This is a genomic window from Scytonema sp. PCC 10023, assembly GCF_963920835.1.
Classification (GTDB): domain Bacteria; phylum Cyanobacteriota; class Cyanobacteriia; order Cyanobacteriales; family Nostocaceae; genus Kalymmatonema.
Genome location: NZ_CAWUDP010000032.1, coordinates 57,117 through 71,405, shown reverse-complemented (window position 1 = coordinate 71,405; position 14,289 = coordinate 57,117). Strand labels below are relative to the sequence as shown.

The following is a 14,289-nucleotide window of genomic DNA, read 5'->3' as shown; positions in this document are numbered from 1 at the left end:
CGTGTAAGCTGAGTGTATACTAACAAAGCAACATGAGGTGAGTCAACTGTACAGGACAATTCCAGTTAGAGCAAAGTTTACTGATGAGGAAAAAGCGTTCTGGGTTGACCAGTGTGAACACGCGAATAGCCTGATAAATTCAGCAATCTACCATACCCGTCAAACCCATTACAGTAAGCTGGAACAACAAGGGGAGGTATTTACGCTTTACTGGCGTGGTGATGAATTGCGCTACGGGTGGAAAACATATAAGTGCAGTACAGCCTACCCAGAATTAGACAAAGCCCTTAAAGAGAATCCGCATTACAAATCAATGGCTGCACAGTCAGCCCAGCAAACATTAAAGACTGTAGGCGAGTCGATTACTAGTTACAACCGGTTGGTCAACGCTTATTACAAAGGTGAAGTTGACAAGCCTTCGTTGCCTAAATACCGCAAAAAGGGAGGACTTGCAGCAGTAACATTTCCACGTCAGGCACTCAACTATAGAGATGGTTGCTTCTACCCATCAATTAGCCGCGAAACCAAGCCGCATCTGTTAACCGAAATATGCTTGCATCTGCCTGATTTCATTGATTCTGATTGGGTAAAAGAAGTGACAGTACGTCCTTATCTTGGTGAGTTGTGGATCGATTGGGTTATTGACGATGGTAAGCAACCAATTGATATTAATCCCAATCTTGACTACACCCAGGCATGGTCGTTTGATCATGGTGGAACAAACTGGCTAACAGGTGTCTCAACTCGTGGAAAAAGCTTAATTTTGGATGGGCGCAAGCTGAGGAACATGAACCAAGGGTACTGTCGCCTTGTCGCCAAGTACAAACTTGGGTTATCAGACCTTTACTGGGATTCTAACCTTGAGCGAGTGCAGCGTAAACGTAATAACCGTCCGGCGTGACGCGGTAAACAAAGCAGCACGGTTCATCATCAACCAGTGCTTGAATGACAGAGTCGGGAACCTTGTCATTGGTTGGAACGAAGGACAAAAAAGTGGTTCTAATATGGGCAAGCGCAACAATCAAAACTTTGTTGTCATCCCTACAGGACGGTTAATTGAGCGACTTAAACAACTCTCGAAAGAATACGGAATAGTCTTAACAGTTACGGAAGAAGCGTACACATCAAAAGCGTCATTTCTTGACGGTGATTCTTTGCCTAAATACGGTGAAAAACCCGTGGGGTGGAAACCATCGGGTGATAGGGTGAAGCGCGGGCTGTACCGGAGTCGTGATGGTCATCTCATCAATGCAGATTGCAATGGGAGCGCCAACATCATCAGAAAAGTAGCCACACAGCTAGGTTTAAACCTAGTCGAGGTGGGTAGGGCATCTTTGACAGTGCCACAACGAATTGATTTGTTTACAAGGGTTAATAAATCATATCGTAAACGTTGCGTAGATGGGCTAAAAGCCCTCGGAGCAACAACAGCTTAGAATCCCCAGTGTTTCCAACCGGGGGAGATGTCAAGTTTTACAGTCAATCATAAACTAGGAATATGCAAACTTTTTTGGTAACTGGTGGAGCAGGTTTTATCGGTTCTAACTTCATTCTGAAGGCAAGAATTGAACGGTGGGCTAACATTATCAATCTAGATAAGTTGACATATGCCAGCAATCCTCAAAATCTAGCACAGTTGCAGGATGATTCTGGATATTGTTTTGTCCGTGGAGACATTGGTGATATTGAACTGTTAGGTAATCTTCTAGAGCAGTACCAACCAGACGCAATCATCAACTTTGCTGCTGAGAGCCATGTTGACCGCTCAATCCTAAGTCCCCAAGATTTTATTCAAACAAACGTAGTGGGAACATTCCAACTTTTGGAAGCTAGCAGAGCATACTGGGAAAAATCATCCCCACAAAAGCGAGAGCAATTCCGTTTCTTGCATGTGTCCACTGATGAAGTGTATGGTTCACTAGGTCCAAAAGATCCAGCTTTTAGGGAAGAGACACCGTATGCCCCCAATAGTCCCTACGCCGCGTCAAAAGCTGGCTCAGACCATTTTGTACGAGCTTACTTTCACACATATGGTCTGCCCACTTTAATAACCAACTGCTCCAACAACTACGGTCCACGCCAGTTTCCCGAAAAACTGATTCCTCTAATTATTCTCTATGCTTTGAATGGTAAACCTTTACCAATATATGGGGATGGACATAATGTCCGAGATTGGCTGTATGTTGTGGATCATTGCGAAGCCCTTTACACAGTTTTGCAACATAGCGGTGTTGGAGAAACTTACAACATTGGAGGCAACAACGAGCAGAGAAACTTAACAGTCGTTGAAAAAATTTGTGCAATCCTTGATGAGTTAGCTCCCAAACCCGACTTTCGCCACTCCTCTCTCATCACTTTTGTGAAAGACCGCCCTGGGCACGACCGAAGATATGCAATTGATTGTAGTAAAATTAGCTCAGATTTGGGCTGGCAACCAAAAGAGGACTTTGATAGCGGTTTGTTAAAAACCATTCAGTGGTATCTAAGCAACCCAACTTGGGTCGAGCAAGTCCAATCAGGAGCCTACGCACACTGGATTAAGCAGAACTATGGAGATAGAGAGGCAGTATTATCAAGCTAACGAAACCCCAACCATGTGAGGAGTGAATCATGAAGGGCATTATTTTAGCTGGCGGTTCTGGTACAAGATTGTACCCGCTGACTCAAGTGGTCAGCAAACAACTCATGCCTGTCTACGATAAGCCGATGATTTACTACCCCTTGTCCACTCTCATGTTGGCTGGGATTCGCGAAATTCTCATTATCTCTACACCCGCCCATCTGCCACTGTTTCAGCAACTTTTGCAAGATGGTAGCCAGTGGGGTCTCAAGTTTAGCTATGTTGAGCAACCAAGACCTGAAGGCATAGCACAGGCATTTATCTTAGGCAAAGATTTTATTGGTAACGACTCCGTATGCCTCATTTTAGGTGATAATCTCTTCTACGGGCATGGTCTCGTTGATGTGCTAACGCGTGCAACTCAGTTGCGTGAGGGCGCACTTATTTTTGGTTATCGAGTCGCTGAGCCTCAGCGATATGGAGTCGTTGAATTTGATAGAGCAGATCAGGTAGTAAGTTTAGAGGAAAAGCCCAAGATTCCTAAGTCTAACTATGCTGTGCCTGGTATTTATTTCTACGATTCTCAAGTTTGTGAAATTGCTGCCACTCTCAAACCCTCAGCCCGCAATGAACTAGAAATTACTGACTTAAGCCAGGTTTATCTGCGTCGCGGGCAACTGAAAGTCGAGATTTTAGGTCGAGGCTATGCTTGGTTGGATACGGGTACTCATGAATCGCTTCACCAAGCTGCTAGCTTTATTCAAACCTTGGAACAACGGCAAGGCTTAAAAATAGCTTGTATCGAAGAAATTGCCTACTGCCAAGGATATATTAATGCCGACCAACTCTACCAACTTGCTCAACCATTAGCTAAAAGTAGCTATGGGCGTTACCTGATGGACATCATCAATAATGATATCCGCGCTCAGCAGGAACAGAGAATGAATCAAGTTCCATCAGCAAATGGCTTTCAGCAGGAATTGCCAGGAACAGAGAGGGTGACATTGTGAAAATTTTACAAACTAAAATTCCTGATGTACTGCTCATTGAACCGCGATTTTTTGAAGATGAACGTGGCTTTTTTTACGAAAGCTACAATGAACGAGTTTTGCGAGAAAAGGCAAATATTGTAGAACACTTCGTGCAAGACAACCATTCTCGTTCAACGAAGAATGTACTACGCGGTCTGCACTATCAAATCAAGCAACCTCAAGGCAAATTGATTAAAGTTGTCATTGGTGAAGTGTTTGATGTAGCTGTGGATTTGAGAACTAGTTCTAAGTACTTTGGTCAATGGGTGGGCATTCATTTGAGCGCCAAGAACAAGCAGCAACTATGGATACCAGCAGGATTTGCACACGGTTTCTTGGTGATTTCAGAATATGCTGAGACGCTTTACAAAACGACAGACTATTATGCACCAGAGTATGAACGTAGCATTTTGTGGAGTGATCCTGATTTGGCGATCGCCTGGCCCCTTGAAGCAGAACCCATTGTCTCTGCAAAAGATAAAGCGGGTAAGCGACTCAAAGAGGCAGAGGTATTTGCGTGATGAGAATACTCCTCACAGGTAGCACGGGTCAAGTTGGTTGGGAACTGCAACGAACTTTAATGACTCTTGGTGAAGTCATTCCTGTAGGACGTGAAGTCTCATCCCTTGGTTTACGCATAGATCTATCTCAGCCTGACACTATTCGTCATGTGATTCGCCAAGTCATGCCTCACTTAATTATTAATGCAGCTGCATATACTGCTGTAGATAAGGCAGAGACAGAACCTGAATTAGCAATGGCTGTCAATGGGACTGCACCAGGTGTGATTGCAGAAGAAGCAAAGCTTGTTGGTGCAGGAGTCATACATTATTCAACTGACTACGTGTTTAACGGTAATCAAGCAACGCCATATACAGAGCAAGATGAGCCTAATCCCCAAAATGTATACGGAAAAACAAAATTAGCTGGCGAAAAGGCAATTCAAGCAGTTGGTGTGCCTTATTTCATCTTAAGAACAAGTTGGGTGTATGGCTTGAGGGGTAAAAATTTTTTGCTGACAATGTTGAGATTAGCGCGGGAGCGTGAAGAGATACGAGTTGTGGATGACCAAGTGGGAGCGCCAACATGGAGCCGGATGATTGCTGAATCTACAGCACAGATTCTATCTCAAGGCACAAAAGATTTGATTAATTTTTTGAGCAGTAACAGTGGGATATACCATCTCACAGCCAGTGGTCAGACAAGTTGGTATGGCTTTGCAAAAGTGATATTTGAATATGATTCTAAACGCAGCGAACATAAGTTAGAAAAATTGGTAGCAATACCTTCACACGAGTATCCGACACCTGCGAAAAGACCAGCTTATTCATCATTAGATACTCAGAAAATTTCTAGTACATTTGGGTTAGCTTTTCCTAGCTGGCAAAGAAATTTAGAGTTGGCAGTTGGTTAATGGATAAGAATTATAGCGCTTCTGGTTTCGTTGCAATACACTCAAAACCCCACCCCGGCTTTGGCTAACGCCAAAACCTCCCCTCCCCAAGGCATCGGGGAGGGGTAAGGGGTGGGGTCAAAGTGTACTGCATCCAAATAAGTAATTAAGGGGACTTGATATTAAAGGCTATTTGTGACAATTCCATGCGTGTCCAGACGCTTCAAACAGCGCATCTCTACATAAGTATCGCGCCTAAAAACAATCTTTTCTGAACCGTATTGCCCAATATCCACCTTTTGCCCAAACTACAGTTTTTTTAAAGATGAGATGAAGATGGAAACTAATATACAAATCTTTCCTGATGCAACGATTGTTGAAGGAAGTAACTAAAAGAATAACAACAACAGTGTTTTCTCTGAAACTTCAGATGATTATTGAGTAGATAGCGAGCCATTGGCTTTAACTTGCGTTGAAATTCATGAAAAATCCTTCCTCTAGTAACAAGAACGATAAGTACTTTCGCACCGATCATCTCGAGACCGATCTCAAGAGGCGTTCTGTTCGAGGTGGTGTAGTCACAATGGTTGCCCAAGTTTTTAAGTTTGGGTTGACCATGGGATCTAGCATGGTGTTAGGTCGATTACTGATACCGCAAGATTACGGCTTAGTGGGTATGGTGACAGCGGTTACTGGGTTCGTTAGCTTGTTCAAAGACTTGGGGTTGTCGATGGCAACTGTCCAGAAGGACGAGATTAATCACGAGCAAGTTAGTACCCTATTTTGGGTAAATATGGCACTTAGTCTCACAACTGCGCTGATAACTGTGGCGATCGCACCTGCAATTGCCTGGTTTTATCATGAACCCCGCTTGACTTGGATTACCTTTGTTTCGGCAGTTGGATTTATCTTCGGTGGGTTAGGCGTTCAACATAGTGCATTGCTCAATCGGCAAATGCAGTACAAAGTGCTGATGTTCAACGATATTCTTTCTATGTTGATTGGCGTTGTAGCTGGTATTGTTGCCGCCTGGTATGGATATGGCTACTGGGCACTGGTAATTATACCGCTCGCTTCAGGAATTGTTAGCACTGCGGGAGTTTGGATTGCCTGTGGTTGGCGTCCGGGTTTGCCTACTACGGGATTTGGATCGCGCTCCATGCTTGCTTTTGGAGGAAACCTGACTGGGTTTAGCACTATCAACTACTTTGCCCGAAATCTTGATAACGTTCTTATCGGACGATACTGGGGTGCTCAGCAATTGGGTCTATACGCTAGAGCTTATCAATTGTTACTTCTACCAATCGCTCAGATTAATGCACCAATTTCATCTGTCGCAGTTCCCACTTTAAGTAGATTGCAACACGACCCCCAACAGTTCCGCCACTACTACCTCAAAGCTTTATCAATAGTTACGTTTCTGACCATGCCCTTGATCGTTTTTATGATAGTGGCATCTGAAGAGATTATTGGAGTGATTCTTGGTTCCGAATGGGGTGGCGCTAGCATTTTGTTTCGATTGCTCAGTATCTCCGCTATAGTTCAACCTATTTGTAACACAACTGGTTGGCTGTACATCTCCAGAGGCAAAACTGATCGCATGCTGAAATGGGGTTTATTCTCTTCCTCCTGGCTCGTGGCATCATTCTTTGTCGGGTTACCGCATCAAGCATCAGGAGTTGCTTTATCCTATGCCATAGGAATGCTTTTACAGGCTGCTCCCTGTGTGTACTACGCAACACGCGGCACATCAATCACCATATTTGATGTAATGCAAGCAGTGATGCAAACATTTGTATCATCCGTGGTGGCAGGTGTGATGGTATTAGGTATCAAAATTGCCTTCGGCTCCAGTCAACCAATATGGACAGCAGTAATTATTTATTCTGTTGTGATGAGCTTAGTCTATCTCGTGTTCATGTTTTATGTATTTCGCAAGAAAGATTTTTATTTAAGTTTTCTAAGCGAGTTTAAGAAATAAATGTAAGAGTATTGTGCTTTGGGGCTTGATTTCTTATATATCAGTAACTTTTATTAGGTAGGTCAAGATTGAAAGATTATGCAAAATAAAAACTTGTGGACAGAAACAAAATTCATTAAGACCGCTCAAGGTTACAAGGCTTCTAACGACGCAAAAAATGTCATTATTAGTTCTCAAATAATTGTAAATATTCAAGGGAAAATATATGAAAAAATCATTGGACAGCATGCTAGAGGATTACTGCTTGATCTGGGATGTGGCAATGTTCCTTTGTATGGAATATACAAAGACCAAGTTGTAGATAATATTTGTGTTGATTGGGGTAATACTTTACACAAAAACCCTTATCTTGATTATGAGTTTGACTTGAATAGTACAATACCTTTTGAGAGCGAGAAGTTTGATACTATTCTTTTGACTGATGTGCTAGAACATATCGCTAAACCAGAATTATTGATGAATGAGATGACGAGGCTTTTAAAGCCTAATGGTAAAATCATCCTCACTGTACCTTTTTTCTATTGGCTACACGAGCAACCTCATGACTACTTTAGATATACAGAGTTTGCGCTGAGAATGTTTTGTAAAACAAATGATTTGGCTGTAATTGAATTAGAGCCATATGGAGGTGCTTTAGAAGTTGTTTTGGATATTATTGCCAAGCAATTGATACAGTTTTCCACACTTGCTTGTAAAATTCACTCAAATTTCAGTTCAGCTTTAATTAATTCTCCTATAGGTCAAAGAATTTTATCTAAAACATCTAACAACTTTCCTTTAGGGTATTATTTGATTGCCCAAAAATTGTCTTTATAAATATTTGAGTAATTAAAAATGTTATAGGTTTAAGGAACTAGTGTTTACTAGGAGAAAAATTACTATGTTGTAAAAAGAAAAACTTGCTATGGCAAGTGTAAACTAACTAATTAGAGAAAAAAGGAGAATAGTAACATGTATCCATTTGCAGTAATAGCACGTCAAATTGGTGCTCGCTCAGAAACCTTCATCCGACGCCATATGGAGGACATACTACCAAGTAAAACAGTAGTAGTGACGAGTTATGTTTCTGAACCTTTTGGCGGTCATTGGAGCGTTGATTGTCCTATCCTCCAAGTTCGCGAACCCTTACAGCATAATAGAGGATTGAAGGATGTAATACGTACATCTGCAACACAGTTTGCTGTTCAAAGCTTCCTCAAGAAACATAAAGTTCAAGTTATCTTAGGCGAGTTCCTACATTATTCTTGCAGTTTCTTCAAATTGTCTCAGCAGCTACGTATTCCTTTTTTTGCTCACGCTCACGGTAAGGATGTTTCAGAATTGTTACGCGATCCGTATTGGCAGAGAGAATACTTGCACTACAAACAAGCTGCCGGCGTCATTACTGTGAGTCAGGCTAGTCGGGCAAGGCTCTTAGAGCTTGGTCTAGAACCTGACAAAGTACATGTTATTCCATGTGGGGTAGATGTACCAGATGAGCCTTTCAAGAGGTCGGAGAACGAAATAATTCGCTGTCTAGCGGTAGGTCGTATGGTACCTAAGAAAGCTCCTATCCTTCTACTAGAAGCTTTCCGCCGAGCAGTTCAAGAATGCCCTAATCTGCGACTAGATTACATTGGTACGGGAGAGATGTTACCTGCGGTGCGGCAATTTATCCAAGGATTGGATCTTGTTGACAAAGTCACGCTGCATGGAGGTCTACCAAGTGAGGTTGTTCAGCAGTACATGAGAAAGGCAGATATTTTTCTACAACATAGTATCATTGACCCAGACAGTGGAGATGAAGAAGGTTTACCTGTATCAATTTTAGAGTCTATGGCGTGTGCCCTCCCCGTAGTTTCCACTAAGCATGCTGGTATTCCTGAAGCTGTTTCGGATCAAAAAACAGGCTTTTTAGTAAGCGAAGGCGATTGCTTTAATATGGCGCAGAAAATTGTGTTACTTGGACAAGATGCAGATTTGCGCTCAAAAATGGGCTTTGCTAGTTGGCAAAGAGCTAAAGAGTTATTCACATGGGAGAGAGAAAGAAATAGTCTCCTCCAAGTGATGGGACTGACTACACATTGATGCAACATACAGGTAAGTAAATAAACAGTAAAGAACTCATGATTCAGGTTGGTCGAACTGAGAGCCAGTCTTGGAAAAACCTGTGGAAATACAAATAAGTCCAACAGCCGGGTAAAGCAAGTTGATTAAGCCGACGTAACAGAATGAAGTTATTTATTCCATCATGATTTGCAAAAGCCAGAGGAAATCTACACAAGATAAAATCTTGAAGCACACTCAAGGAGTAGCTTACATATCACCCAAAATACTGCATAAAGCGGAGAATTGATGATCTCCTGAAAAAGTATCAAATTTTTTGAGGAATTTATCTTGAAAGTAGCTTTTATAACTCACTATACGAGTTTGTATGGTGCAAATCGCTCCCTTCTAAATCTTATAGATGGATTGAAATCATATGATGTAGTTCCATATGTTGTTGCTCCATCAGAGGGGAAAATTATTGATGCGTTGAGAAGCCGCAATGTGGAATTCGCTATAACTCCTATTCAGTGGTGGGTAGCTGATCCTAAATTTGAAAACCATTCTGTAAAAAAACTATATCAGACTGCTTTAGCCCGTCGTGAGGCTGCTAAGCGGCTATATAAGAACTTGAAAGTTCTCCCGTCCTTAGCAAATCAATTGAGAACTTGGGATGTTGATGCTGTTTATACAAATGCCTCTGTGACCCCTGCCGGTGCGTTAGTTGCTAGAAGGCTCAATCTTCCACATATTTGGCATCTCCGGGAGTTTATTGACCTAGATTATAACTTTCATCATGATTGGGGAAAGCGAGTTTTTAACTATTTTGTCAGTCAAGCTGATGCACAAATCGCTATTTCCAAGGCTATTCGGTCCTATTTTCAGAAGGGAATTTCACCTGATAATATTCATCTTGTCTACAATGGTATTGCTTCAATTGCAGAATTTGAACGCTTATATGAACTTGCAAATTCTTCAATAAATAACAATAGACCATATACCTTCGCGTTAGTTGGTTTAATTCATCCTACCAAAGGACAAGAGATAGCAATCAGAGCCTTAGCTTTATTAGTCAAAAATTTTCCAAAAATACGTCTTTTGATTGTAGGAGATGGTGAAACTGCTCACCTCAAACAGCTAGCATACGAATTGGGTATTTTAGATAAGGTTGAATTTTGGGGTCATTTAGATGATCCATATAAAGCCTATTTAGCTTCAGATGCTGTTCTCATGTGTTCAAAAAATGAGGGTATGGGTAGAGTGACTGTAGAAGCAATGTCTGCTTGTCGCCCTGTCATTGGTTATGACAATGCCGGAACCTCAGAGATTATCCAGCACGAATATACAGGTCTGCTATATCAAGGTGAGCATCAGGCGCTTGCCGCATGTATGAGACGATTTATTGAAAACCCTGAGTGGGCAAGGCAGCTTGCAAAGAACGCATGGCATGTTGCTTGTAAGGAGTACAGTATAGAAACTTACTCTGAGAAAATTTATAAGATTCTGTTATCAGTTGTAAAAACACAAAATGCGATCGCATGAGTCAAAAATGTTGGCTATCACTCTTTGAGAGTATAGCCTAGAACTTCAGGCACAGCGATATATCGAGTTGTATCGTCAGGTTTTAGAGAAACAGGGGCGACGAACGCTACGACATTGACTTAAACAAGCTTCAAGAAACTTTGGATTTGGCTTCCATTTCTAGTCAGTAGCTGCCGATAGCTGTGGATGGCTTGGTAGCCGTTCTGATAGTCTGAACCTCAGAGATTATCCAGCACGAATATACAGGTCTGCTATATCAAGGTGAGCATGAGGTGCTTGCTATATGTATGAGACGATTTAATAAACTACCCCACCCTGCCTGACGGCTCTTGGTGGGGTTTTGCCTTTTTTAAAGCTTAGATGAAGAAGTCTATTAAGATACAAATATTTCCTGATATCAGTACAACTAGAAGAAAATAACAACAACAGTGTTTTTTCTGAGACTTCAGATACTTTGGCTGCAAACAATCACGCAATGTCTAATTGATGCAACATACAGGTAAGTAGATGAGCACAAAAGAAATCACAATCGAGGCAGGGCGGGCTGAGAAGCAGTATTGGAAAGACCTGTGGAAATACAGGGAGTTATTCTACTTTCTTGCATGGCGCGATATTTTGGTGCGCTACAAGCAGACGGCGATTGGCATGGCATGGGCATTGATTCGCCCCTTCTTAACGATGGTAGTGTTCACCGTTGTGTTTGGAACTTTGGCGAAGCTACCCCCAGAGGGGAATGCGCCTTACCCCATTATGGTTTTTGCCGCTTTGTTGCCTTGGCAGTTTTTCTCTGGTGCTCTTACAGAATGCAGCAATAGCTTAGTTAACAACGCCAACTTGCTTTCTAAAGTCTACTTTCCGCGTCTGATTGTGCCGACGAGTGCAGTAATTGTCAGCTTCGTAGACTTCTTGATATCTGGCATGATTTTGCTAGGGTTGATGGCTTACTATAACTTTGTACCCGATTGGCGCATTTTGACTCTGCCACTGTTTATTCTGATTGCCTTTGCCGCGTCGATAGGTGTGGGATTGTGGCTAGCGGCTTTGACTGTGGAGTATCGGGATTTCCGCTATATCGTAGGGTTTCTAGTCCAGTTTGGTTTATACGTTTCTCCGGTAGGTTTTAGTAGCAAGATTATTGCTGAACGGTTTTCTGAACAGTTGCGGCTGCTGTATTCGCTCAACCCAATGGTAGGAGTCATCGACGGTTTCCGCTGGGCGATTTTGGGCGGCGAGTCGCAGATATATTTACCTGGGTTTGCACTGTCTCTGGCGCTTGTAGTTCTGCTGCTGTTGAGCGGTATTTGGTACTTCCGCAGAATGGAACGCACTTTTGCAGACGTGATTTAAGTAGGAGTTAGGTAGATGTCAGATACTGTAATCCGGGTTGAGAATTTAGCTAAGAAATACGTCCTTGGACATCAGGAAGAGGGAAGTAGTTATAAGACATTTCGTGGGGCAATGACCAATGCGGCGAAGTCCCTTGGTAATGCGCTAAATCCCCGTGCCAAGAAGGAAGCAAAAGGCAGCAAGGGGGAGTTTTGGGCACTGAAGGATGTTTCGTTTGAAATTAAGCAGGGCGAGAGAGTTGGCTTTCTTGGGCGTAATGGTGCAGGTAAGTCAACCCTACTAAAAGTTCTCAGCAGAATTACGGAACCAACAAGCGGATCTATCCGGATTAAGGGGCGAGTTGCCAGTTTGTTGGAAGTGGGAACCGGTTTTCACCCAGAATTGACAGGTAGAGAGAATATTTTTCTCAATGGTGCAATTCTGGGAATGAGCAGGGAGGAGATTAAAAGTAAGTTTGATGAAATTGTTGATTTTGCTGAGGTTGAAAAGTTTTTAGATACACCAGTTAAACGCTATTCCTCCGGGATGTATGTGCGGTTGGCTTTTGCTGTAGCTGCTCATTTAGAGCCAGAGATTTTGATTGTAGATGAAGTCTTGGCAGTGGGAGATGCACAGTTCCAAAAAAAATGCCTTGGGAAGATGCAGGAGGTATCTAAGGATCAGGGTCGAACTGTTCTATTTGTTAGTCATAATATGGATGCGATCCAACGGTTATGCTCCCAATGTGTAATGCTTGAACGTGGTCGAGTAACCGCTCAAGGTGACACGCATAGCATTGTTATGCGTTATATGTCTAATAATTCCACCATACAAGCTTCGCCGAATGAATGGATTGATGTATCACAAGTTAACCGACGGATAGTATCGCGAGAGGCTCACTTAGTAGCGGTTCAATACAGTAGCGTTAACGAAGCCGTTGCGTTTCAACCCTATTCAAATGGAGCGCTCGAATTTTTATTAGCTATTGAGTCAGACTCAGTTAGAGCTATAGGGAGCATTGCTGTGACAATATATGATAAATTTGGCACCAAGTTAGTTAATGCTGATTCTCTTTCGCTTGGTGAAATTATAACGCTTGAGAAAGGAAAAAATATAGTCAAAATAAGGATTAAAAAACTATATTTAAATTCAGGAATTTATATAGTTGGATGGTGGGTATCTGACCCTTTAATAGGCACTGTATTTGATTTTGCTGAATCAGCATTTGAAATTCAGGTCATAAATCTTCAAGCTGAAAGTCTTGGTATTAAACCGGAAGCTGATGGTTTTGTAATATGTGATGTTGAGTTTTTGCGAGTGTGACATAGTTAATTCAATTAAGGTAAATTATAGCAATAAAATCACAATAAATGAGCAAAAATTTTACTGCAGAATTGTTTCACTAATTATTATTGAATCATAGATATCGAGGTTTTGAGATGAGTAACAAGCCACTGGTCTCTGCGATTATTATCTTCTTGAACGCTGTTGAAAAGTTCTTTGAAGAAGCTATCGAAAGTGTATTTAGCCAGACCTATGATAACTGGGAACTGCTGCTGGTAGATGATGGATCAACCGACAATAGTACTCAAATTGCCTTGCGGTATGCCCAACAATACCCGGAAAAAGTGCGCTATTTGGAGCATGAAGGTCATCAGAATCGTGGCATGAGCGCTGCACGCAACTTGGGTATCCGCAACGCTAGAGGTGAATATATTGCCTTACTGGATGCAGATGATATTTGGTTGCCACAAAAACTGGAGAAGCAAGTGGCAATCTTAGAAGCACAGCCTGAAGCCAAAATGGTCTATGGTTCAACTCTTATGTGGTTCAGCTGGACTGGTAATCCTGAAGTAGTTCAACTTGATTGGCCACGAGGTTTGGGTGTCCAGCCGGATACTTTGGTGAAACCACCAACGCTGCTCACTCTCTTTTTAGAAGGCAAAGCTCAAACACCAGGTACCTGTGGTGTCCTCATCCGACGTGACGTAATCAAGGATGTGGGCGGATTTGAAGAGTCCTTCCGGGGAATGTTTGAGGATCAAGCCTTCTTTTACAAAGTCTGTCTTAAAGTACCTGTGTTTGTAGAAAGTGGTAGTTGGGACAGGTATCGGCAGCATTCAAAAGGAGCTTGTTATACTGCGGAAAGGCTGGAACAGTTCCATCCACTAAAACCGAATCCTGCTCATCTGACATTCTTGAACTGGGTAGAGAAATATTTGTCTGAACAAGGAGTCAAGAATACCGAGGTTTGGCAGGCCTTTAAAACAGCGCTGTGGCCCTATCGTCATCCAATCTTATACTGCTTGTCAAAATATGCTCAGCGTCTGAAGCGGCGTATAAAAGGGCTAATAAACTTGAGCGCACGCCAGGCAATACCTGCCGCTCTGCTTAGTAAGCTACGCGCTTAAAGGTGATGCTATGAACATAC

General features: G+C 42.3%; 11 protein-coding genes and 1 pseudogene. All 12 read left to right on the top strand.

What is annotated here, in order from left to right:
- Positions 1-46: 46 nt before the first annotated feature.
- The 12 genes and pseudogenes from ACM0OZ_RS20190 (at position 47) to ACM0OZ_RS20135 (ending at position 14,269) form a co-directional block, all read left to right on the top strand.
- Positions 47-1,436: pseudogene (locus ACM0OZ_RS20190) on the top strand (RNA-guided endonuclease InsQ/TnpB family protein).
- 62 nt (positions 1,437-1,498) lie between these two features.
- Complete coding sequence (gene rfbB / locus ACM0OZ_RS20185) at positions 1,499-2,581, top strand: dTDP-glucose 4,6-dehydratase (RefSeq protein ID WP_414584605.1); 1,083 nt, start codon at positions 1,499-1,501, stop codon at positions 2,579-2,581.
- Positions 2,582-2,610: 29 nt separating this feature from the next.
- Positions 2,611-3,570 carry a glucose-1-phosphate thymidylyltransferase RfbA gene (gene rfbA / locus ACM0OZ_RS20180; protein WP_414584604.1) on the top strand — a complete coding sequence of 320 codons (960 nt, stop codon included), beginning with the start codon at positions 2,611-2,613 and terminating at the stop codon, positions 3,568-3,570.
- Positions 3,567-4,112 carry a dTDP-4-dehydrorhamnose 3,5-epimerase gene (gene rfbC, locus ACM0OZ_RS20175; RefSeq protein ID WP_414584603.1) on the top strand — a complete coding sequence of 182 codons (546 nt, stop codon included), beginning with the start codon at positions 3,567-3,569 and terminating at the stop codon, positions 4,110-4,112. The genes rfbA and rfbC overlap by 4 nt, the downstream gene beginning before the upstream one ends.
- Positions 4,112-5,005 carry a dTDP-4-dehydrorhamnose reductase gene (rfbD, locus tag ACM0OZ_RS20170; RefSeq protein ID WP_414584627.1) on the top strand — a complete coding sequence of 298 codons (894 nt, stop codon included), beginning with the start codon at positions 4,112-4,114 and terminating at the stop codon, positions 5,003-5,005. Before rfbC ends, rfbD begins: the two co-directional genes overlap by 1 nt.
- 460 nt (positions 5,006-5,465) lie before the next feature.
- Positions 5,466-6,965 carry a lipopolysaccharide biosynthesis protein gene (locus ACM0OZ_RS20165; RefSeq protein WP_414584602.1) on the top strand — a complete coding sequence of 500 codons (1,500 nt, stop codon included), beginning with the start codon at positions 5,466-5,468 and terminating at the stop codon, positions 6,963-6,965.
- A 78-nt stretch (positions 6,966-7,043) separates the two neighbouring features.
- The gene (locus ACM0OZ_RS20160; RefSeq protein WP_414584601.1) at positions 7,044-7,781 is read left to right on the top strand and encodes a methyltransferase domain-containing protein; all 738 of its coding nucleotides are present in this window, start codon (positions 7,044-7,046) and stop codon (positions 7,779-7,781) included.
- 135 nt (positions 7,782-7,916) lie between these two features.
- A complete protein-coding gene (locus tag ACM0OZ_RS20155; RefSeq protein ID WP_414584600.1) occupies positions 7,917-9,032 on the top strand; it encodes a glycosyltransferase family 4 protein in 1,116 nt (371 codons plus the stop codon).
- 309 nt (positions 9,033-9,341) lie between these two features.
- Positions 9,342-10,532, top strand: coding sequence for a glycosyltransferase family 4 protein (locus ACM0OZ_RS20150; RefSeq protein WP_414584599.1), 1,191 nt, complete (start codon positions 9,342-9,344; stop codon positions 10,530-10,532).
- A 507-nt stretch (positions 10,533-11,039) separates the two neighbouring features.
- Positions 11,040-11,879 carry an ABC transporter permease gene (locus ACM0OZ_RS20145; RefSeq protein ID WP_414584598.1) on the top strand — a complete coding sequence of 280 codons (840 nt, stop codon included), beginning with the start codon at positions 11,040-11,042 and terminating at the stop codon, positions 11,877-11,879.
- Between the two features lie 15 nt (positions 11,880-11,894).
- Positions 11,895-13,181: an ABC transporter ATP-binding protein gene (locus ACM0OZ_RS20140; RefSeq protein WP_414584596.1), complete on the top strand. Its 1,287-nt coding sequence runs from the start codon at positions 11,895-11,897 to the stop codon at positions 13,179-13,181.
- Between the two features lie 116 nt (positions 13,182-13,297).
- Complete coding sequence (locus ACM0OZ_RS20135; RefSeq protein WP_414584595.1) at positions 13,298-14,269, top strand: glycosyltransferase family 2 protein; 972 nt, start codon at positions 13,298-13,300, stop codon at positions 14,267-14,269.
- Positions 14,270-14,289 lie beyond the last annotated feature (20 nt).

Coding starts and splice junctions, on each gene's coding strand:
- rfbB (WP_414584605.1), top strand. CDS start 1,499: ATGCAAACTTTTTTGGTAACTGGTGGAGCAGGTTTTATCGGTTCTAAC.
- rfbA (WP_414584604.1), top strand. CDS start 2,611: ATGAAGGGCATTATTTTAGCTGGCGGTTCTGGTACAAGATTGTACCCG.
- rfbD (WP_414584627.1), top strand. CDS start 4,112: ATGAGAATACTCCTCACAGGTAGCACGGGTCAAGTTGGTTGGGAACTG.
- ACM0OZ_RS20165 (WP_414584602.1), top strand. CDS start 5,466: ATGAAAAATCCTTCCTCTAGTAACAAGAACGATAAGTACTTTCGCACC.
- ACM0OZ_RS20160 (WP_414584601.1), top strand. CDS start 7,044: ATGCAAAATAAAAACTTGTGGACAGAAACAAAATTCATTAAGACCGCT.
- ACM0OZ_RS20155 (WP_414584600.1), top strand. CDS start 7,917: ATGTATCCATTTGCAGTAATAGCACGTCAAATTGGTGCTCGCTCAGAA.
- ACM0OZ_RS20145 (WP_414584598.1), top strand. CDS start 11,040: ATGAGCACAAAAGAAATCACAATCGAGGCAGGGCGGGCTGAGAAGCAG.
- ACM0OZ_RS20140 (WP_414584596.1), top strand. CDS start 11,895: ATGTCAGATACTGTAATCCGGGTTGAGAATTTAGCTAAGAAATACGTC.
- ACM0OZ_RS20135 (WP_414584595.1), top strand. CDS start 13,298: ATGAGTAACAAGCCACTGGTCTCTGCGATTATTATCTTCTTGAACGCT.